20 protein-coding genes and 1 pseudogene are annotated in these 18,307 nt (G+C 70.7%); 11 read left to right on the top strand and 10 right to left on the bottom strand.

Annotated elements, in window-relative coordinates; all coding sequences use genetic code 11:
* Positions 1-9: 9 nt before the first annotated feature.
* Positions 10-795, bottom strand: coding sequence for a glucosamine-6-phosphate deaminase (gene nagB, locus MQN93_RS25420; protein ID WP_242711396.1), 786 nt, complete (start codon positions 793-795; stop codon positions 10-12).
* 51 nt (positions 796-846) lie between these two features.
* Between nagB and MQN93_RS25425 the strand changes: the two are divergent.
* Together MQN93_RS25425 and MQN93_RS25430 are read left to right on the top strand one after the other, a co-directional pair.
* Positions 847-1,181, top strand: a pseudogene (locus tag MQN93_RS25425) (helix-turn-helix domain-containing protein).
* 382 nt (positions 1,182-1,563) lie between these two features.
* On the top strand, positions 1,564-3,030 hold the full coding sequence (locus MQN93_RS25430) for a sensor histidine kinase (protein ID WP_016437924.1): 1,467 nt from the start codon (positions 1,564-1,566) through the stop codon (positions 3,028-3,030).
* 176 nt (positions 3,031-3,206) lie between these two features.
* Here MQN93_RS25430 and MQN93_RS25435 read toward each other — a convergent pair whose 3' ends face one another.
* Both MQN93_RS25435 and MQN93_RS25440 read right to left on the bottom strand, forming a co-directional pair.
* A complete protein-coding gene (locus tag MQN93_RS25435) occupies positions 3,207-3,464 on the bottom strand; it encodes a WhiB family transcriptional regulator (protein WP_006142322.1) in 258 nt (85 codons plus the stop codon).
* A 319-nt stretch (positions 3,465-3,783) separates the two neighbouring features.
* The gene (locus MQN93_RS25440) at positions 3,784-4,752 is read right to left on the bottom strand and encodes a diacylglycerol/lipid kinase family protein (protein WP_016437925.1); all 969 of its coding nucleotides are present in this window, start codon (positions 4,750-4,752) and stop codon (positions 3,784-3,786) included.
* A gap of 140 nt (positions 4,753-4,892) precedes the next feature.
* On the opposite strand from MQN93_RS25440, the gene MQN93_RS25445 reads away from it, so the two are divergent.
* A complete protein-coding gene (locus tag MQN93_RS25445; RefSeq protein WP_016437926.1) occupies positions 4,893-5,345 on the top strand; it encodes a hypothetical protein in 453 nt (150 codons plus the stop codon).
* Between the two features lie 84 nt (positions 5,346-5,429).
* On the opposite strand, the gene MQN93_RS25450 is transcribed toward MQN93_RS25445, so the two are convergent.
* From MQN93_RS25450 to MQN93_RS25460, 3 genes are all read right to left on the bottom strand, one after another.
* A complete protein-coding gene (locus MQN93_RS25450) occupies positions 5,430-6,536 on the bottom strand; it encodes an RNA polymerase sigma factor SigF (RefSeq protein WP_078516775.1) in 1,107 nt (368 codons plus the stop codon).
* A 17-nt stretch (positions 6,537-6,553) separates the two neighbouring features.
* Entirely contained in the window at positions 6,554-6,967 is a 414-nt protein-coding gene (locus tag MQN93_RS25455) for an ATP-binding protein (protein ID WP_004925829.1), read from the bottom strand.
* Positions 6,968-7,232: 265 nt separating this feature from the next.
* Positions 7,233-7,493 carry a UBP-type zinc finger domain-containing protein gene (locus MQN93_RS25460; protein ID WP_278191165.1) on the bottom strand — a complete coding sequence of 87 codons (261 nt, stop codon included), beginning with the start codon at positions 7,491-7,493 and terminating at the stop codon, positions 7,233-7,235.
* Between the two features lie 62 nt (positions 7,494-7,555).
* Between MQN93_RS25460 and MQN93_RS25465 the strand changes: the two genes are divergently transcribed.
* Positions 7,556-9,151, top strand: coding sequence for a Na+/H+ antiporter (locus tag MQN93_RS25465; RefSeq protein WP_242711397.1), 1,596 nt, complete (start codon positions 7,556-7,558; stop codon positions 9,149-9,151).
* Between the two features lie 18 nt (positions 9,152-9,169).
* Here MQN93_RS25465 and MQN93_RS25470 read toward each other — a convergent pair whose 3' ends face one another.
* Both MQN93_RS25470 and MQN93_RS25475 read right to left on the bottom strand, forming a co-directional pair.
* Entirely contained in the window at positions 9,170-10,078 is a 909-nt protein-coding gene (locus MQN93_RS25470) for a 1-aminocyclopropane-1-carboxylate deaminase/D-cysteine desulfhydrase (protein ID WP_242711398.1), read from the bottom strand.
* A 48-nt stretch (positions 10,079-10,126) separates the two neighbouring features.
* The gene (locus MQN93_RS25475) at positions 10,127-10,717 is read right to left on the bottom strand and encodes an N-acetylmuramoyl-L-alanine amidase (RefSeq protein WP_016437931.1); all 591 of its coding nucleotides are present in this window, start codon (positions 10,715-10,717) and stop codon (positions 10,127-10,129) included.
* Between the two features lie 296 nt (positions 10,718-11,013).
* Between MQN93_RS25475 and MQN93_RS25480 the strand changes: the two genes are divergently transcribed.
* The 7 genes from MQN93_RS25480 (at position 11,014) to MQN93_RS25510 (ending at position 17,137) form a co-directional block, all read left to right on the top strand.
* A complete protein-coding gene (locus MQN93_RS25480) occupies positions 11,014-12,420 on the top strand; it encodes a family 2B encapsulin nanocompartment shell protein (protein ID WP_242711399.1) in 1,407 nt (468 codons plus the stop codon).
* A gap of 113 nt (positions 12,421-12,533) precedes the next feature.
* Positions 12,534-13,628, top strand: a complete 1,095-nt coding sequence (locus tag MQN93_RS25485) for a family 2 encapsulin nanocompartment cargo protein polyprenyl transferase (RefSeq protein ID WP_016437933.1) — start codon at positions 12,534-12,536, stop codon at positions 13,626-13,628.
* Between the two features lie 173 nt (positions 13,629-13,801).
* On the top strand, positions 13,802-14,419 hold the full coding sequence (locus tag MQN93_RS25490) for a GNAT family N-acetyltransferase (protein WP_016437934.1): 618 nt from the start codon (positions 13,802-13,804) through the stop codon (positions 14,417-14,419).
* A gap of 28 nt (positions 14,420-14,447) precedes the next feature.
* On the top strand, positions 14,448-15,032 hold the full coding sequence (locus MQN93_RS25495; RefSeq protein WP_016437935.1) for a dihydrofolate reductase family protein: 585 nt from the start codon (positions 14,448-14,450) through the stop codon (positions 15,030-15,032).
* 18 nt (positions 15,033-15,050) lie between these two features.
* On the top strand, positions 15,051-15,302 hold the full coding sequence (locus MQN93_RS25500; protein WP_242711400.1) for a hypothetical protein: 252 nt from the start codon (positions 15,051-15,053) through the stop codon (positions 15,300-15,302).
* A gap of 141 nt (positions 15,303-15,443) precedes the next feature.
* Positions 15,444-15,857, top strand: coding sequence for a YciI family protein (locus MQN93_RS25505; protein WP_016437937.1), 414 nt, complete (start codon positions 15,444-15,446; stop codon positions 15,855-15,857).
* Positions 15,858-15,883: 26 nt separating this feature from the next.
* The gene (locus tag MQN93_RS25510) at positions 15,884-17,137 is read left to right on the top strand and encodes an RNA polymerase sigma factor (protein WP_242711401.1); all 1,254 of its coding nucleotides are present in this window, start codon (positions 15,884-15,886) and stop codon (positions 17,135-17,137) included.
* Positions 17,138-17,148: 11 nt separating this feature from the next.
* Here MQN93_RS25510 and MQN93_RS25515 read toward each other — a convergent pair whose 3' ends face one another.
* Positions 17,149-17,886 carry a VOC family protein gene (locus MQN93_RS25515; RefSeq protein ID WP_242711402.1) on the bottom strand — a complete coding sequence of 246 codons (738 nt, stop codon included), beginning with the start codon at positions 17,884-17,886 and terminating at the stop codon, positions 17,149-17,151.
* Entirely contained in the window at positions 17,883-18,296 is a 414-nt protein-coding gene (locus tag MQN93_RS25520; protein WP_016437940.1) for a VOC family protein, read from the bottom strand. The genes MQN93_RS25515 and MQN93_RS25520 overlap by 4 nt, the downstream gene beginning before the upstream one ends.
* Positions 18,297-18,307 lie beyond the last annotated feature (11 nt).

The following is an 18,307-nucleotide window of genomic DNA, read 5'->3' on the forward strand; positions in this document are numbered from 1 at the left end:
AGGGGCGGCTCAGATCCCCTGCCACTCGGGCTTGTTGGCGTAGGTGTGCCGGAAGTAGTCCGCCAGCTTCAGCTTGGACGCGGCGGCGTCGTCGACCACGACCGTCGCATGCGGGTGGAGCTGCAGCGCGGATGCGGGGCAGACCGCGGCGACCGGCCCCTCCACGGTCGCGGCGACCGCGTCCGCCTTGCCCTCGCCTGTCGCGAGCAGCACCAGGTGCCGGGCCTCCAGGATCGTCCCGATGCCCTGGGTGATGACGTGATGCGGCACCTGTTCGATGTCGCCGTCGAAGAAGCGCGCGTTGTCGATCCGGGTCTGCTCGGTCAGCGTCTTGATCCGGGTGCGCGAGGCCAGCGACGAGCAGGGCTCGTTGAACCCGATGTGCCCGTCGGTCCCGATCCCGAGCAGCTGCAGATCCACCCCGCCGGCCTCCGCCAGCGCCCGGTCGTACGCCTCGCACGCCCCCTGTACGTCCTCGGCCGTCCCGTCCGGCCCCATGAACGCGTCCATCCCGATGCCGAGCGGCTCCAGCACCTCGCGCCTGAGCACCGAGCGGTAGGACTCCGGATGCTCGGCCGGCAGCCCCACGTACTCGTCGAGCTGCGCGATCCGCGCCTGCGAGGTGTCCACGGCACCCGAGCGCACCTTCGCCGCCAGCGCCTCGTAGATGGGCAGCGGGGTCGAGCCGGTGGCCACGCCGAGCAGGGCGGCGGGCCTGCGCCTCAGCAGCTGCGCCATGGCCTCGGCGATGAGCTCGCCGCCCGACCTGGCATCCGGAACGATGACAACTTCCACGCTGGGCCTGCCGATCTGAAGGGCTCTGTGGTTTAGACCAATCTAGCAGAATTGGGTGCCGCGCCCCAGAGGGCGGATTTTCTGGCATCCGCTATACAGGCCTTCTGGGAACACGGCTACGAGGCGACCACCGTCTCCGACCTCACCCGCGTCATGGGCATCGGAGCGCCGAGTCTGTACGCGGCCTTCGGCGACAAGCGCGCCCTGTTCGAGGAGGTCGTGGCCCCAGCCCCGATGTCGAGGCCCTGCTGCGCGACCGGCGCACGGCCGACATCGCCGCGTACGAACGTCGTACCGAGGAGGGCGTCGCGGCGGGCGAGCTGCCGGAGGGCACCGACACCGCCGCGCTCGCGCACCTCGCCATGGCCGTCTGGCCCCGCACATGAACCCCCGCGGGCTAGGCTGCGTGCTGGATACCAGGGCATGTGATCCGTTGGGGACCGCCGGAAGAAAAGACAACAACGAACAGGCTCCAACGCATGGACACACCTAGTGGTCTAGTCCACAATTGAAGTAGCGTTCAGCAGAACGACGCAGTACGAAGAGACTTCCGTCTTCCCCGCACAGGAGGACGGACGGAGGAACCGGAGCTCTCTGCCCTGACTGCCCCGGCTCCTCACCCTTCGGCCGACCGGGACCGCACACCCCACGGCCGATGCTGCTCCGGGCTGCGGTGCCGGGAGGGTTGAGGGTCCCTCCCAGGCGCCGCGGCCCGCGGGTGTTTCTGGGGCGCACATACCGCCAGGTACGCTCACGGATGTGCCCTCCATGAACGAACTGGTCCGCCAGCACACCGCACTCGACGACTCCGACCTCGAGTGGCTCCATCTGCTGGTGTCGGAGTGGCAGCTGCTGTCCGACCTCTCCTTCGCCGACCTCGTCCTGTGGGTCCCGACCCGCGACGGCACCCGCTATGTGTCCGTCGCCCAGATGCGGCCCAACACCGGCCCCACCTCGTACCAGGACGACATGGTCGGCCACCTCGTCCCGCGCGGCCGCCGCCCCATGCTGGACGCGGCACTCGACGAGGGCCGGATCGTGCGCGAGGGCGATCCCGAATGGCGCGAGGAGGTCCCCGTCCGGGTCGAGTCGATTCCGGTACGACGGGAGGGACGCGTCCTCGGCGTCATCGCGCGCAACACCAACCTGCTGACCGTGCGCACCCCGAGCCGGCTGGAACTGACGTACCTCCAGAGCGCCTCGGACCTGGCGCAGATGATCGCGGCCGGCTCCTTCCCGTTCGCGAACCAGCAGATGGACATGGACGCCGCCCCGCGCGTCGGCGACGGCCTGATCCGCCTCGACGCGGACGGCACCGTCCAGTACGCCTCCCCGAACGCCCTCTCCGCGTACCACCGCATGGGCCTCGCCTCCGACCTCGTCGGCCAGAACCTCGGCCTGACCACCGCCGAACTCGCCCCGACCCGCGGGCCGGTGGACGAGGCGCTGGCCAAGGTGGCCAGCGGATGGGCGCCGCGCGAGTTCGAGATCGAGGCGCACGACGGGGTCATCCAGTTCCGCGCGATCCCGCTCAAACCCAAGGGCACCCGCATCGGTTCGCTCGTACTGCTCCGCGACGTCACCGAACTGCGGCGCCGCGAGCGCGAGTTGATCACCAAGGACGCGACCATCCGGGAGATCCACCACCGGGTGAAGAACAACCTGCAGACGGTCGCCGCCCTGCTGCGGCTGCAGGCCCGGCGCATCGAGTCCGAGCGCGGCCGCGACGCCCTCGAAGAGGCGGTCCGCCGGGTCGGATCGATCGCGATCGTGCACGAGACGCTCTCTCAGAACCTGGACGAGCGCGTGGAGTTCGACGAGATCGCCGACCGGGTGCTGGCGATGGTCGCCGAGATCTCCCCGGGCAAGGTCACCGGCCGGCGCAGCGGCCGCTTCGGCATCCTGGACGCCGAGGTGGCCACCCCGCTGTCGATGGTCCTGACGGAGGTTCTGCAGAACGCCCTCGAACACGGCTTCCGCGAGGGCGAGACCGGCACGGTCGAGGTCTCCGCGGTCCGCGGCGGCACCGCGAAGGAGTCCCGCCTGCTGGTGACCGTCCAGGACGACGGCGTCGGACTGCCCGAGGGCTTCGACCCGCACACCTCCGGCAATCTGGGACTGCAGATCGTACGGACGCTGGTGGTGGGGGAGTTGGGCGGCACCTTCGACATGGTCCCGGCGCCGGAGCGGGGCACGCGGGTGATCCTGGACGTGCCGGTGCCGGCGCACAAGTAGCGCAGCAAGGCGCACAAGTAGCGCAGCAAGAAGCCCCGGACCCTCAAGGTCCGGGGCTGAAATGCTCGTTGCCAGCTTGTGCTGCGCATCGGGGGTACTGCGCGCTGCGGCTCGGGGGCGGGAGATGCGTACTCGCTGTACGCGCCGCCAAGCTCAGGCTGTGCGGGGCGGGTGTGTCAGGCGGAGGCCTGACGGGCCCGGTTGCGAGCGGCGCGGCGCTTCATCGCGCGGCGCTCGTCCTCGCTGAGACCACCCCAGACGCCGGAGTCCTGACCGGACTCGAGCGCCCACTGCAGACACTGATCCATAACGGGGCAGCGGCGGCAGACGGCCTTGGCTTCCTCGATCTGCAGCAGCGCAGGACCGGTGTTGCCGATGGGGAAGAAGAGCTCGGGGTCTTCCTCGCGGCAAACGGCGTTGTGACGCCAGTCCATGGCTGCTACCTCTCCTTGGTATTACATGCAGGTGCTTGTGAATGTGAACGCTTTCACGAATCCCTCAACAAGTGAAGGGCCGCCCGACAGGTAGCCCTGTCGTGGTCCTTGGGGTTGAAGAGGGGTTCCGGTGGTCTGTGGACGCCGGTCTTGCGGGCTGTCCCGACCGCCACGTAGAGACTCGCAAACCTCAGCGGCGGATACAACCCCTTCCGGAAAGTTTTTTTTGATTCCTCGGTGTCGACTAGGTCACAGCCGTACTTCCATGGGGTGGATCCTGGCCTAAACGTTCGAGTGAAAGGACTTCCGCCCTTTCTGCTCACACAATCACACGCAGTGCACGGCGTACGCCTGTGAACGTCACGCTCGTACGCAGCCCCAGGTGGTCGCCGTCCATCTGAAGGGGCAGAGGGACCTTCGAATGCAAGGTGAACCGGTCCAGGTCGTGCATCGTCACCGCGTGCTTGCCATGGGGTCCGCGCTCGGGGGACGAAGTGAGCAACTGGGTCGCATACCGGGCAACCGCGACCGTCGACATACGGCTGAGACCCAGCACATCGAGCCCGGTGTCGAACGAGGCCTTAGGCGCCGCGTACACCGGACGATTGCCCAGATACGTCCACGGCGAGGTGTTGCAGACTATGGACAGCACCAGATCGGTCACCGGGTCCTGGCCCGGCCGCTCCAGCGTGATGGTGCCGTGCCGGCGGTTCGGTTCCTGGAGGAACTGGCGTGCGACCTGGCGCAGATAGAGGGCGTGCGTGGACTTCTTGCCCCGCTCGCGCTGCTGCTCGACCCGCCCGACCACGCCCGCGTCGAAACCGAGCCCCGCGCAGAAGGTGAACCAGCGGTCCGGCACCGCCTCGTCCTCGGTGCCCGGGGTGCCCCCGGCGATGCCCATGCCGACGGTGCGTTCGCTGCCCTCGCGCAGGGCGTCCAGCAGGGCGCCGGTCGCGTCCACGGCGTCGTTGGGCAGACCCAGGGCACGGGCGAAGACATTGGTGGAGCCGCCGGGGACCACGGCGAGACGGGGGAGGTTGTCCGGGTCGGGACCGGCGTGCAGCAGGCCGTTGACCACCTCGTTGACCGTGCCGTCGCCGCCGAGGGCCACGACCAGGTCGATGTCCCGGCTCTCCGCCGCCTGCCGGCCCAGGTCGCGCGCATGGCCGCGGTACTCGGTGGTGACCGCCTCGAGTTTCATCTCGCTCGCGAGCGCGTGGATCAGGACGTCGCGCCTACGTGCGCTTGTGGTGGTGGCTGCCGGGTTGACCACGAGAAGTGCACGCATGAATGGCAGCGTACCTACTGGGAAGTACCGGGCACAGGGCGAGGTAGGGATCAGGTAAGAGGTGAGGGCGTGAGCCTCACCACGGGCGCCCGCCTCAACCTCGCCGCGGTGGCTCGCGTCCCCGGGGCTACCCTTCAGAGGTGACCAGTGAGAAGACCCCCGCCACCGCCGAGGAAGAGGCCGGCCCCCGCCCGCGCCGCCTGACGTATGCCGCGGCCCTCGCCGCTCTGGAGGGGCTCGCGCTGGTCGTCGGGGGCGTGTGGATGCTCGTCGAAGGGCTCACCGGCAATCCGGACGACCGCCGCTCCGCCGTCACCGGCGGCATCACGCTCGTCGTCCTCGCGCTGCTGCCGCTGCTGGCCGCCCGCGGACTGCTCGCCCGGCGCAGCTGGAGCCGTGGTCCCGCCGTCATCACCCAGATCATGGCGCTGCCGGTGGCCTACAACCTGCTCCAGGCCGACAGCGTGGCCATCCCGGCGGGCATCGTGATCGCGGTCGTCGCCGTGGCGGCGCTGGTTCTGCTGATCAATCCGGCGACGACCCAGGCCCTCGGGATCCGGGGCCCGGGTCGCGCACAGGACGGCGAACGGTAGGAGCGCCTCCGCAGGCCGCTCTCGCTTTCTGCGTGCTTCTTCGTTCGTCTTTGCGCCTTCTTCGTGCCTTCTTCGTGCGGCGTTCTACTCCTCCACCAGGAGCTTCTCGCGCAGCTGCGCCAACGTGCGGGCCAGCAGTCGGGAGACGTGCATCTGGGAGATGCCGACCTCCTGCGCGATCTGCGACTGGGTCATGTTGCCGAAGAAGCGCAGCAGCAGGATGCGCTTCTCCCGCGGCGGCAGGTCCTCCAGCAGCGGCTTGAGCGACTCGCGGTACTCGACACCCTCCAGGGCCTCGTCCTCCGCGCCCAGGGTGTCCGCCACCGCCGGGGACTCGTCGTCGGTGTCGGGGACGTCCAGGGACAGCGTGGAATAGGCGTTCGCCGACTCCAGGCCCTCCAGGACCTCCTCCTCCGAGATCGCCAGCTTCTCGGCGAGCTCGTGGACCGTGGGGGAGCGGCCGTGCTGCTGGGAGAGCTCGGCGGTCGCCGTGGTGAGCGCGAGGCGCAGCTCCTGCAGCCGCCGCGGCACCCGCACCGCCCAGCCCTTGTCACGGAAGTGCCGCTTGATCTCGCCGACGACCGTCGGGGTCGCGTACGTCGAGAACTCGACGCCGCGCTCCGGGTCGAAGCGGTCGACGGACTTGATCAGGCCGATGGTGGCGACCTGGGTGAGGTCGTCCAGCGGCTCGCCGCGGTTGCGGAAGCGGCGTGCGAGGTGCTCGACGAGCGGCAGGTGCATACGGACCAGCTTGTTGCGCAGCTCCGCGTACTCCGGGCTGCCGTCCTTCAGCGTGCGCAGCTCGACGAACATGGCGCGGGCTCCGCTGCGGTCCTGCGCGTCGTGCTGTGTGGCCTGCTGCACGCCCTGCTGTTCCTGGCCGTCGCCCTCGGCGTTTCGCTCGTGCTCGCTCATCGTTCCGCCCGTCGCCCTTCTCCGAGCCCTCGCCTCCGCTCGGACCGGGGTGACCCCGTACGGCCCGTCCAGGGGCGTGCTCTGCACGGCACCTTCCCGATCCCGCTGCCCGTCGTCCGGGGCGGCGAACTCCGTGGAGTCGTCCTCCGGATGCGGCCGGGCCTGCTCGGGGATGCCGTCCATCCCGTCGGTGCCGCCGGCGGCGTCCCGCATGCGTCGGGACCCGCCTGTGCCCTCGGCCGGCAGCTCACGTGTGCCGCGCTCTTCGTCACGCACCGGCCCGTCCCCTGTCCTCACGCCGGCCCGGGTCCCGCGCCGCGCTGTTTGTAGAGGCTGATCGAAACGGTTTTGTCCTCGTCGACCGCGGAGGAGACCTTGCCCGCGAGAGCGGACAGGACGGTCCAGGCGAAGGTGTCCCGCGAGGGGGCATGGCCGTCCGTGGTCGGGGCCGAGACAGTGACCTCGAGCGAGTCGTCGACGAGTCGGAAGACACAGCTGAGGACCGAGCCGGGCACGGCCTGCTGCAGCAGGATCGCGCAGGCCTCGTCGACCGCGATGCGCAGGTCCTCGATCTCGTCCAGGGTGAAGTCCAAGCGGGCGGCGAGGCCGGCAGTCGCCGTACGCAGCACCGACAGGTAGGCACCCGCAGCCGGCAGCCGGACTTCCACGAAGTCCTGGGTCGCGGGCTCGCCTGCGATCTGGGACACCCTCACCTCCAAGTGGTACAAGCTAATCGGGGCCGAGGGTCGCCCCCCGGGATAACGCGATGTGTGGTTCAGCGGTGACGCTATCGCGCTCTCAAGTTTCTGTCCCCGGGACCCAACCCCTTGCCGTCACTCACAGTAAAACTGTGGATACGCTCCGTGTCTAGGGGTCTGCGGCTCCAATTGGGAAGAACGCGCGCCGGGTTGACGTACCCAGACGTCAGACGGTCGAACCGTCGGCCCGTGGGTCGTCTCCGGTCGTCCAGGGTCACACGAGAACGTGGTCCAGGAAGCACCAACGCCATTCCTCGCCGGGCTCGAAGGTCCGCATGATCGGATGCCCGGAGTCCTTGTGGTGCTCCGTCGCGTGCCGGTTCGGCGAGGAGTCGCAGCAGCCGATGTGGCCGCAGGTGAGGCACTGCCGCAGCTGAACGGGGTGGGTGCCGTCCTTCAGACACTCCAGGCACGTCTCGCTCAGTGGACCGGGTGTCGGTTCTGGCAGCGCGTCGGCGTGCGTGCACTCTTTCATGATTGCCAGATTACGACGGCTGTGCGGATGACCGCGCGGAAAAACGAGGGCGGGCGAGGACGATGGACGTGATGCCGCTGCTGTTGCTGGTGGCGGGGAGCGCGGCGGTCGCCGCTGCCGCCCGGCGCACCCCTGTCCCGGCCCCGCTGCTGCTCGTCGCGGTGGGTCTGGCCGTCTCGTATCTGCCCGGGGTGCCGGACTACACGCTCGATCCCGAGATCGTGCTGCCCCTGGTGCTGCCGCCGTTGCTGCACAAGGAGGCGGTCGAGAGCTCGTACCTCGATCTGCGGGCCACGGTGCGGCCGGTGGCGCTGCTGTCGGTGGGGTACGTGCTCTTCGCGACCTTCGTCGTGGGCTGGATCGTCTATCTCGTCGTGCCGGAACTGCCGTTGCCCGCCGCGCTGGTGCTCGGTGCGGTCGTGGCGCCGACGGACGCGGTCGCGGCGGCGGCGGTCGCCCGCCGGGTGGGGCTGCCGTCCCGGATCACCACGATCCTGCAGGGCGAGTCGCTGCTGAACGACGCCACCGCGATCACCGCGTACCGGGTGGCCGTCGCGGCGGCCGTCGGCGAGGGCGCCTCCTGGATCGGCGGCATCGGCGAGTTCCTGCTGGCGGCCGTCGGCGGCGTGGTGGTGGGGCTGGTGCTGATGGCGCCGATCCACTGGCTGCGCACGCACGTGAAGGAGGCGCTGCTGCAGAACACGATGTCCCTGCTGATCCCCTTCGTGGCGTACGCCGTTGCCGAGCAGGTGCACGCCTCCGGTGTCCTCGCGGTCGTGGTCGTCGCGCTCTACATCGGACACCGCAACTGGGAGGTCGACTTCGCCACCCGCCTCCAGGAGGAGGCCGTGTGGAAGATGGTCGCATTCGTCCTGGAATCGGCCGTGTTCGCGCTCATCGGTCTGCAACTGCCCGTCGTCCTGCGGGGTCTTGGCGAGTACGAGGGCGTCGACGCGGCCTGGTACGCGGTGGTCGTCTTCCTGGTGGTCGTGGTGAGCCGCTTCGTGTGGGTCTATCCGGGCACGTTCGTGCCCCGGATGCTCTCGCGGCGGATCAGGGAACGCGAGGACAACCCCACCTGGAGAGGGCCGATCGTCACCTCCTGGGCCGCGATGCGGGGCGTGGTCTCGTTGGCCATCGCCTTCTCGATCCCGCTCACCGTGCACGGCGGCGACCCCTTCCCGCAGCGCAACCTGATCCTCTTCCTGACCTTCACGACGGTCATCGGAACCCTGGTGGTGCAGGGCCTCACCCTGGCCCCGGTGATCCGCTGGCTGAGGTTCCCCGGCCGGGACGCCCAGGCCGAGACCCTCGCGGAGGCCAACGCGCAGGCGCAGGCCTCCCGGGTCGCCGAACAGCGCCTGGACGAGCTGCTCGACGACGAGCGCAACGCCCTGCCGCCGCCGCTCGCCGAGCGCCTCCGCCAGGTCCTGGAGCGCCGCCGCAACGCCGTCTGGGAGCGCCTCGGGCAGGTCAACCCGGTCACCGGTGAGTCCGTCGACGACACCTACCGCCGGCTCTCCCGGGAGATGATCGGCGCCGAACGCGCGATGTTCGTACGGCTGCGGGACGGCCGCTACATCGACGACGAGATGCTGCGGACCCTGCTGCGCAGGCTGGACCTGGAGGAGGCGGCGGCCTACCGGGAGACGGAGTAGATCCGCGGTGTCCAGGGCCTACGGGAAGGGCCGTCCGGTGATCACGGCGGCGACCGTCGTGCCGCGCGCGAAGGCGCCCTCGTCGGCGAGGGCGACAAGTCCGTAGAGCAACTTGGCGACATAGAGACGTTCCACCGGGACTCCGTGACGCTCCTCGAAGTCCTCGGCGAAGGCGTCGAGTTCGGCGGGCACGCGCGCGTAGCCGCCGAAATGGAAGCGGTCGTCGAGAGACCAGTCGCCGCACCGGCCGCCGAAGGCACGCTTCTGGAGTGCCTCCGTGTCGGCGGTCAGGAAGCCGCCCTTGAGGACGGGCACGCCGAGCGCCCGCTGACCGGGGGCCAGGCCCGCCGCCAGTCCGGCGAGCGTGCCGCCGGTGCCGCAGGCGAGGGCGACGACATCGGCATGGCCGCGCAGCTCCTGGCCCAGGGCCCGGCAGCCGCGCACGGCCTCGGAGTTGCTGCCGCCCTCCGGGACGACGTACGCCTCCTCGGCGCCCGCCGCGCGCAGCACGCGCGCGAGGGTGGCCGGTTCGGTCTTGCGGCGGTACGTCGCCCTGTCCACGAAGTGCAGCCGCATGCCGTTCGCCGCGCACCGGGCCAGGGAGGGGTTGAAGGGGCGGTCGGCCAGCTCGTGGCCGCGGACCACACCCACCGTGGGCAGCCCCAGCAGGCGGCCCGCGGCGGCCGTGGCGCGCAGGTGGTTGGAGTGGGCGCCGCCGAAGGTGAGGACCGTACGGCCGTGCGCGGCGGCCAGATTGGGCGCGAGCTTGCGCCACTTGTTGCCGATCAGCTCCGGGTGGATCAGGTCGTCGCGCTTGAGGACGAGACGCAGACCGCGCCGGGCGAAGCGGTCGTCCTCGACGTGCTGCAGGGGTGAGGGCAGCCGGGGGCGCAGGGCGGCGAGGTCGAAGGGGTCCGGGCTGCTCATGCCGGCATTGTCACGCGCGCACCGGCGCCGTCGCATGCCGGGCGGCGGCTACTTCAGACGCTCGCGCACCCGCTCCCTCAGCCAGGCCATCGTGAAGCCCCGGGGATCCACCTTTCCCGGCTGCCACTCCAGGTGTCCGATCACCGACCGCTCCGTCCACCCGTGGTGGCGGCACACCGCGGCGGCCGCCTTCTCGATCGCCGTCAGCTGCGCCTCGGGCCACGGGTCCTTCCCGTCGCCGAGGTTCTCGCACTCGAAGCCGTAGAAGTGACGATTGCCGTCGGTGTTCGCCTCGTTGTCGTGCGGAAGCGCCTTCTCGGCGATCACCGCGCGCAGTACGTCGTCGTCGCCGAGGCCGGCGTGGTTGGCGCGGCCGTAGCCGACGAGGTGGACTCTGCCGTCCTTGGTGATGACGCCGTGGCACAGCGGGCCGGGCAGCCCGGCGTAGCCGTCCCTGCAGATGTCGACCGTTGCCTCGCTGCCTCTCGTCACCGTGTGGTGGATCATCACGCCGTGCACCGGGCCCCAGGGGCCCTTGTGGTTGCGATTGTGATGTTCCCAGTCGCCGACCTCGACGACCGTGAGGCCCTGGGCCCGCAGATCCTTCAGGAAACTGCCCGCGGACATGGGTGTGGCCATGACCGGCTCCTTCGTGCCGTGCCGACGGTCGCCCGACGCGACCTGTCCATGCCGGGTGTTGTACCGAAAGTGAGCATGCGGTCACACATGGTTCGCAGGGCGAGGGTGCGATTCCGGCCAACTCCGCTGCCGCTCGCCGCTGTACGGGAGCCCCGTATGTGCCCAGTCACGCGAAGATCCAACCCCGCTCATTCGTGTAATAGCACCGGCACGCTCCGTGATGAAAGGCTGGTCAGTGCAAGTCGCGATGCACGGCGCCGTGCGCGTCGCCGCATGACCGGGAGGGCAATTCTCATATGTCGGTAGGCGAAGAGGTCCGTTCGGAGCAGGGCAAGCCGCAGCAGAGTCTCGGCACCGCTGCCGCACGGAACCTGGCCACCACCACCAAGTCCGCGCCCCAGATGCAGGAGATCAGCTCCCGCTGGCTGCTGCGCAATCTGCCATGGGTCGACGTCCAGGGCGGCACGTACCGGGTGAACCGGCGACTGACCTACGCCGTCGGGGACGGCCGCATCACGTTCGTGAAGACCGGCGACCGGGTCGAGGTCATCCCCGCCGAGCTCGGCGAGCTGCCGGCGCTGCGCTCCTTCGAGGACGAGGAGGTGCTCGCCGAACTCGCTCAGCGCTGCCGCCAGCAGGAGTTCGCGCCGGGTTCCGTGATCGCCTCGTTCGGCAGCCGGACCGACGAGGTCCATCTGCTGGCCCACGGCAGGATCGAGAAGATCGGCACGGGCCCCTACGGCGACGACGCGGTGCTCGGTGTCCTCGCCGACGGCGCCTACCTGGGCGAGGCCGCCCTGCTCGACCCGGACGCCATCTGGGAGTACACGGCCCGCGCGGACACCGCCTGCACCGTGCTGTCCCTCTCCCGCCAGGACGTCGACCAGATCGCCGAGCGCGCCGACTCCCTGCGCGAGCACCTCCGGCAGCTGCGCGCGATCCCCGAGCAGCGCACCAACAAGTACGGCGAGAAGGCCGTCGAACTCGCCGCGGGCCACAGCGGCGAGCCGGACATCCCGCACACCTTCGTCGACTACGAGGCCCGGCCGCGCGAGTACGAACTGAGCATCGCCCAGACCGTGCTGCGCATCCACTCGCGCGTGGCGGACCTCTACAACCAGCCCATGAACCAGACCGAGCAGCAACTCAGGCTCACCGTCGAGGCGTTGAAGGAGCGCCAGGAGCACGAGCTGGTCAACAACCGCGAGTTCGGCCTGCTGCACAACTGCGAGTACGACCAGCGGCTGCAGCCGCACGACGGTGTGCCGAGCCCCGACGACCTGGACGAACTGCTCAGCCGGCGCCGCGGCACCAAGATGCTCCTCGCCCACCCGCGCGCGATCTCCGCCATCGGCCGCGAGCTCAACAAGCGCGGACTCGTCCCCGAGACCGTCGACGTGGCCGGAAACCGCATCCCGACCTGGCGCGGTGTGCCGATCTACCCGTGCAACAAGATCCCGGTCACCGAGGCGCGCACGTCCTCGATCATCGCCATGCGTACCGGCGAGGACGAGCAGGGCGTCATCGGGCTGCGGCAGTCCGGCATCCCGGACGAGATCGAGCCGAGCCTGTCCGTGCGCTTCATGGGCATCAACGAACAGGCGATCATCAGCTATCTGGTGACGGCGTACTACTCGGCAGCAGTCCTGGTGCCGGACGCGCTCGGAGTGCTGGAGAACGTCGAGATCGGCCGCTGGAGGTGACGTTTCGGCACCCGGAAACCGTGTCTCCGCCCGCCGGGTTGGGTACTACCCGGTCGTATGCGCCCAGCCGCAGCGGAAGCGCCACCGTCCGCGAACTGACCGAGGGAGATCCCATGGCCGAGTTCCTCACGGAGGCGAAGCACCGCACGGGCGCACAGTCGCCCGACCGGCACGAGGCGGCCGTGATCCTGGAGCGCACCAGGGCGTCGGTCGACCCGGAACTGCGCCTGGCCATCGACGCGCTGCCCGGCTCCATGCGCCGGATCGCGCTCTACCACTTCGGCTGGGAGCACGCGGACGGCACACCGGCGGCGGGCAACCCGGGCAAGGCGATCCGTCCGGCGCTCGTCCTGACCGCGGCCGCCGCGCTCGGCGGTCCGGCGGCGCGCGAGGCGGCCCTGCGGGCGGCCGCGGCGGTGGAGCTGGTGCACAACTTCACGCTGCTGCACGACGACGTGATGGACCGGGACACCACCCGCAGGCACCGGCCCACCGCCTGGACCGTGTTCGGCGACACCGACGCGATCCTCGCCGGGGACGCCCTGCAGGCCCTGGCCCTCGGGCTGCTCGCCGAGGACCCGCACCCGGCGGCCGCCCCGGCCTCCGCCCGGCTCGCGGCCTGCGTCGTGGAGCTCTGCGCGGGCCAGCACGCGGACACGGCGATGGAGCGGCGCGGCCCCGGCGACGTCACCCTCGACGAGGTGCTGACCATGGCCGAGGCCAAGACGGGCGCACTGATCGGCTGCGCCTGCGCCGTGGGCGCGCTGTATGCCGGAGCGCCCGGCGAGGACGTGGCGGCGCTGGACGCGTTCGGCCGTGAGGCCGGGCTCGCCTTCCAGCTCATCGACGACGTCATCGGCATATGGGGCGATCCACGGCGCACCGGAAAGCCCGCCGGCTCCGACCTGGCGGCCCGCAAGAAGTCCCTGCCCGTGGTCGCCGCCCTCACCTCGGGCACCCCGGCCGCCTCGGAGCTCGCCGAGCTGTACGCGATGCCGTACGGCAAGGAGGGCGAGGCGCAGGACGGGGAGGAGATCGCGCGTACGGCGCTCGCCGTCGAGCGGGCCGGTGGACGGGACTGGGCGCAGGTCCAGGCCGCCGACCGGATGGCCCGCGCGATGCACGAGCTGTCCCGGGCGGTCGCCGACCCGGCGGAGGCCGGCGGACTGCTCGCCCTGCTGGAGTACGTGACGCGGCGCAGCACCTGACCGCCGTCACCCGGACCCCGGAGCCCGCCGGGGCCGTGCGGCTCCTGACCCCGCACGGTCACCGTGGCTCCGGCCCGGCGGGTCCCGCACATCCCCACGGTGTGCGGGGCCCGCCACCCCTATAGGCTCAACAGCCGTACGGCCGACATCGGTTGAGGCTGAAGGGACGGGGCATGGGCGTGGCGATCCGCACCGCGGACGAGGGGGACCGGGAGCTGGTCGTACGGCTGCTGGACGCGGCCTTTCAGAGCGATCCGGTCAGCAGCTGGATCTTTCCCGGGACCGAGTACCGCCGTAGGACCCATCCCGAGCTGATGGCCGCGTTCACCGAGATCGTGCTGGACGAGGGCCGGATCGACATCACCGAGGACGACAGTGCCTGCGCGCTGTGGCTGTCGGTGCCCGCCGGGCAGCACGACGGCGGGGACGGGGGCGAGGGCCCGAAGGACGACGGGGGGTTCGCGCAGCTTCGGGAAGCCATCGACCCCGGCAACGAACGCATCGAGCTGATCGGCCGTCTCACGGCCGAGGTGCATCCCGCCGGGCGGGCGCACGAGTACCTGTGGATGATCGGCGTGACGCCGGAGCGGCAGGGCGAGGGGCTGGGCACGGCGCTCGTCCGGCACGTCCTGGACCGCTGCGACCGCGAGGGCCTGGCCGCCTATCTGGAGGCCAGCAACGCCCGCAGCCGCGACCTGTACCAGCGCCTGGGCTTCGAGGTCGCGGGCGGCCCCCTCGACCTCCCCGACGGCCCGCAGATGTGGCCGATGTGGCGCGACCCGCGCGCCTGACCCGAGGAACCCGAGGAAGGAGAACGGCATGCGCAAGCTCACCTACTTCATCGCCTGCTCCATCGACGGGTTCATCGGGGATCCGGACGGCGACGCCTCGTCCATGTACGCCTTCGTGGACGAGGAGTTCTTCGCGTTCCTCACGACGGAGTACCCCGAGACCCTGCCCACCCACGGCCGCCGCCCGCTCGGCCTGGACGACCTGCCGAACAAGCGCTTCGACACGATCGTCCAGGGCCGGGCCAGCTACGACGTCGCGCTGCGCGAGGGCATCACCAGCCCCTACGCCCATATGCGCCAGTACGTGGCCTCGCGCACCCTCAAGACGTCACCGGACCCGGACGTCGAGATCATCGCGGAGGACGTGGTGGGCCGGGTCCGCGCGCTGAAGGCGGAGGACGGCGATCTCGGCGTGTACCTGTGCGGCGGCTCCCAGCTCGCCGGTGAACTGCTCGACGAGATCGACGAGTTGGTCATCAAGACATATCCGCAGGTGTACGGCTCCGGCATGCCGATGTTCGGCAGCGGCTTCGCGATCACCGACTTCACGCTGGAGTCGGTGCGCACGTTCAAGAACGGCGCTCTCGTCCGCACCTACGCACGCAAGCGCTGACCGGCCTACGCTGAAGGCATGGACAGCTCTGAGCACGTCTGTCCGGTGTGCGGACAGCCCGTGGAGACCGTCATCAGGCGTTACAAGACGCTGGGTGCGTGGGTCCCGCGCTGGGTGGCGGGTCCCTGCCGCAATCGCTCGTGCGAGGCCTACGTCCCCAAGGACCAGGACGAGGACCCGGACCAGGACCCGGGGGTCCGGCAGCGCCCCGCCGGCTCCGGCGCCGGGGCCGGTGAGGAGCCCGAGGAGACGGCCCCGCAGACATCCTGAACGGCACGTCGCGGCACGTCGCAAAGATCGTGAACTTCGCGTCGAGAATTTCCCGAACCCGGTGTCGAGAATCCCGGCCCGGCTCCGACGTCCCCCGTGAGAGCCGCCCCTGACGGGCGGCGAGAGCGAAGGAGTCAAGCGATGAAGTACCTGGTCATGGTGCAGGGCACGCAGGCGGACTACGAGGCCATGCAGGGGAAGGCCAACGAGCACTCCCCGGCCTGGAGCCAGGAGGACATCCAGGCCATGTACGCCTTCATGGGCGCCCTCAACAACGACCTCGCCGAGAGCGGCGAGATGGTCGACGGACAGGGCCTGACCGAGCCGGCCAGGACCCGTCTGGTGGGCCCCGGCGACGGCGGCAAGAGCGTGATCACGGACGGGCCGTACAGTGAGACCAAGGAACTGCTGGCCGGCTACTGGGTCCTGGACTGCGCGAGCCTGGAGCGCGTCACGGAGATCGCCGAGCGCATCCTGCAGTGCCCCCAGCCCGCCGGGGCGCCCACCTACCCCGTGGTGATCCGGCCCATCGCCGACGGTTCCGCGGACGTGTGAGCGGTCGCCGGCGTCCGGGCGCACCCATGGACGAGCACGCCGATGTCGAGGACCTGCTGCGCCTGCACGCGCCGCAGGTCCTCGGCGCGCTGGTGCGGCGGTACGGGCACTTCGACGCCGCCGAGGACGCCGTACAGGAGGCGCTGCTGGCGGCGGCCGGGCAGTGGCCGTCGGCTGGTGTGCCGGACAACCCGCGGGGCTGGCTGATCAAGGTGGCCTCGCGGCGGCTGACCGACGCGCTGCGCTCGGAGGAGGCGCGGCGGGCGCGGGAGGAGCGGGCGGCGGCGCTGACTCCGCGGTGGGGGCACCTGCCGGGTCCGTGGGGGGCCGGGGGAGCGCTGACGGCACCGCCGCCGGACGTGGACCGGGCGCCGCGCGAGGACGACACCCTCAGCCTGCTGTTCCTGTGCTGCCATCCCGACCTCACCCCGCCCGCCCAGATCGCGCTCACCCTGCGCGCGGTCGGCGGACTGACGACGGCGGAGATCGCCCGCGCGTATCTGGTCCCCGAGGCGACGATGGCGCAGCGCATCAGCCGGGCCAAGCAGAAGGTGCGCGGGGTGCGCTTCGGGCGGCCGGACAGCTGGGAGACGCGGCTGCCCGCGGTGCTGCACACGCTGTACCTGATCTTCAACGAGGGCTATACGGCGACGTCGGGGGCGAGTCTGCAGCGCCGTGAACTGGCCGGTGAGGCGGTCCGGTTGGCCCGTACCGTCCAGCGGCTGCTGCCCCACGACGGCGAGGTGGCCGGGCTGCTGGCCCTGATGCTGCTCACCGACGCCCGCCGCGACGCGCGCACCGGTCCGCGCGGCGAACTCGTGCCCCTCGACGAACAGGACCGCGATCGCTGGGACAAGGCCGCGATCGAGGAGGGCGTCGCACTGGTCACCTCGGCCCTGTCCCGCGGCCGCGCGGGCCCCTACCAGGTGCGCGCGGCCATCGCCGCCGTGCACGACGAGGCGCCGTCGGCGGACGCGACCGACTGGGAGGAGATCCTGGGTCTCTACGACGTGCTGGTCCGCCTCGTCCCGGGCCCCGTCGAACGCCTCAACCGCGCCGTGGCCGTCGCGATGGTCCACGGCCCCCACGCCGGCCTCGCCGAACTGACCCATCTGCAACCGGAGTTGGGCCACCGCCTCGACGCCACCCGCGCCCACCTCCTGGAACGCGCCGGCGCCCACAAAGAGGCCCGCGCCGCCTACGAGTCGGCAGCCGAGAAAACCCTGAGCCTGCCCGAGAAGAGGTATCTGCGGGGGCGGGCGGCGCGGTTGGGGGCGTAGGGCCCCCGGACCTAGTGCGGCAACCTGCCCGTCTGTGGGTCGCGGCCCGTCAAGCAGTATGTGCTGCCCGTCGGGTCCTGCATCACCGTCCAGTGGGGGCCGTTGGTGATGTGCTTCGCGCCGAGGTGTTCGTGGGTGGTGCGGGTTGTCGTGATGTCGGTGCAGGCGAGGTCGAGGTGGGCGGTGGTGGGGCGTTCCTCGCCGACGCGTTGGAGGAGGACGCGGACGGGCAGGCCGGGTGGGGGTGCGAGGACGTGGAACTCGGGGAGCGCGCCGGGGAGGGACCGCCAGTCGGGCAACAGGGCGCTCCAGAAGGCGATTTCGGCGTCGTAGCGGGAAGGGGCGATGTCGATGCAGATCTGGTCGAGGCGGCTGCCGTGCACGACGGGCGGCCGGACCGACTCCCCCTGCCAGGGCACGGCGCAGAACAACTGGCCTGCGGGGGAACGCAGGACGACCAGGTCCGCTTGATCGGCGACCGCCTCGGCCCCGAGACGCAGGGCCGCCTCGGCGAACCCCGCAACGTCGTCCATGCACAGGTCCAGATGCGCACCCCCCGGACCCGAAGCGACCCCCTGCAGCTTGAGACAGGCGTCCGCCCCCTCGGGCACGAGCCTCGCGAACTCCTTGTGTTCACCCCGCACTTCGGACAGCCGCGTGCCCGTGACGGCGGTCCAGAACTCACCGGCCGCACCGAACACGTCGGCCGGACGGTCGATGAAGGCGCAGACCCAGCGAACCTGCCTCATCCCGCGCGTTCCATGAACCGCAGCATGTTCCCCGCCGGATCGCGGAACGCGCAGTCCCGGACGCCGTACGGCATGTCCGTGGGCTCCTGGAGCACCTCGGCGCCCGAGGCCCGCACGCGCGCGAAGAGGGCGTCGCAGTCCTCGGTGGTGAAGTTGACCGCGCGCAGCACGCCCTTGGCCAGCAACTGCTCCATGGCCTCACGGTCGGCGGGCGAGAGGTCGGGGTTCGCCGCGGGCGGCTCGAGCACGATCGACACGTCAGGCTGCAGCGGCGACCCGACGGTCGTCCACCGCATGCCCTCGTACTTGACGTCGTTGCGGATCTCCAGACCCAGGACGTCGCAGTAGAAGGCGATCGCCTTGTCGTGGTCGTCGACGGCGATGAAACAGTTGTTCAGTTTCAGGTCCATGGGTCCAACCT

The sequence above is a fragment of the Streptomyces spinosisporus genome (genome assembly GCF_022698145.1).
GTDB lineage: Bacteria > Actinomycetota > Actinomycetes > Streptomycetales > Streptomycetaceae > Streptomyces > Streptomyces spinosisporus.

Coding starts and splice junctions, on each gene's coding strand:
- MQN93_RS25430 (WP_016437924.1), top strand. CDS start 1,564: ATGAACGAACTGGTCCGCCAGCACACCGCACTCGACGACTCCGACCTC.
- MQN93_RS25435 (WP_006142322.1), bottom strand. CDS start 3,464: ATGGACTGGCGTCACAACGCCGTTTGCCGCGAGGAAGACCCCGAGCTC.
- MQN93_RS25440 (WP_016437925.1), bottom strand. CDS start 4,752: ATGCGTGCACTTCTCGTGGTCAACCCGGCAGCCACCACCACAAGCGCA.
- MQN93_RS25460 (WP_278191165.1), bottom strand. CDS start 7,493: ATGAAAGAGTGCACGCACGCCGACGCGCTGCCAGAACCGACACCCGGT.
- MQN93_RS25465 (WP_242711397.1), top strand. CDS start 7,556: ATGGACGTGATGCCGCTGCTGTTGCTGGTGGCGGGGAGCGCGGCGGTC.
- MQN93_RS25470 (WP_242711398.1), bottom strand. CDS start 10,078: ATGAGCAGCCCGGACCCCTTCGACCTCGCCGCCCTGCGCCCCCGGCTG.
- MQN93_RS25475 (WP_016437931.1), bottom strand. CDS start 10,717: ATGGCCACACCCATGTCCGCGGGCAGTTTCCTGAAGGATCTGCGGGCC.
- MQN93_RS25480 (WP_242711399.1), top strand. CDS start 11,014: ATGTCGGTAGGCGAAGAGGTCCGTTCGGAGCAGGGCAAGCCGCAGCAG.
- MQN93_RS25485 (WP_016437933.1), top strand. CDS start 12,534: ATGGCCGAGTTCCTCACGGAGGCGAAGCACCGCACGGGCGCACAGTCG.
- MQN93_RS25490 (WP_016437934.1), top strand. CDS start 13,802: ATGGGCGTGGCGATCCGCACCGCGGACGAGGGGGACCGGGAGCTGGTC.
- MQN93_RS25495 (WP_016437935.1), top strand. CDS start 14,448: ATGCGCAAGCTCACCTACTTCATCGCCTGCTCCATCGACGGGTTCATC.
- MQN93_RS25500 (WP_242711400.1), top strand. CDS start 15,051: ATGGACAGCTCTGAGCACGTCTGTCCGGTGTGCGGACAGCCCGTGGAG.
- MQN93_RS25505 (WP_016437937.1), top strand. CDS start 15,444: ATGAAGTACCTGGTCATGGTGCAGGGCACGCAGGCGGACTACGAGGCC.
- MQN93_RS25510 (WP_242711401.1), top strand. CDS start 15,884: ATGGACGAGCACGCCGATGTCGAGGACCTGCTGCGCCTGCACGCGCCG.
- MQN93_RS25515 (WP_242711402.1), bottom strand. CDS start 17,886: ATGAGGCAGGTTCGCTGGGTCTGCGCCTTCATCGACCGTCCGGCCGAC.
- MQN93_RS25520 (WP_016437940.1), bottom strand. CDS start 18,296: ATGGACCTGAAACTGAACAACTGTTTCATCGCCGTCGACGACCACGAC.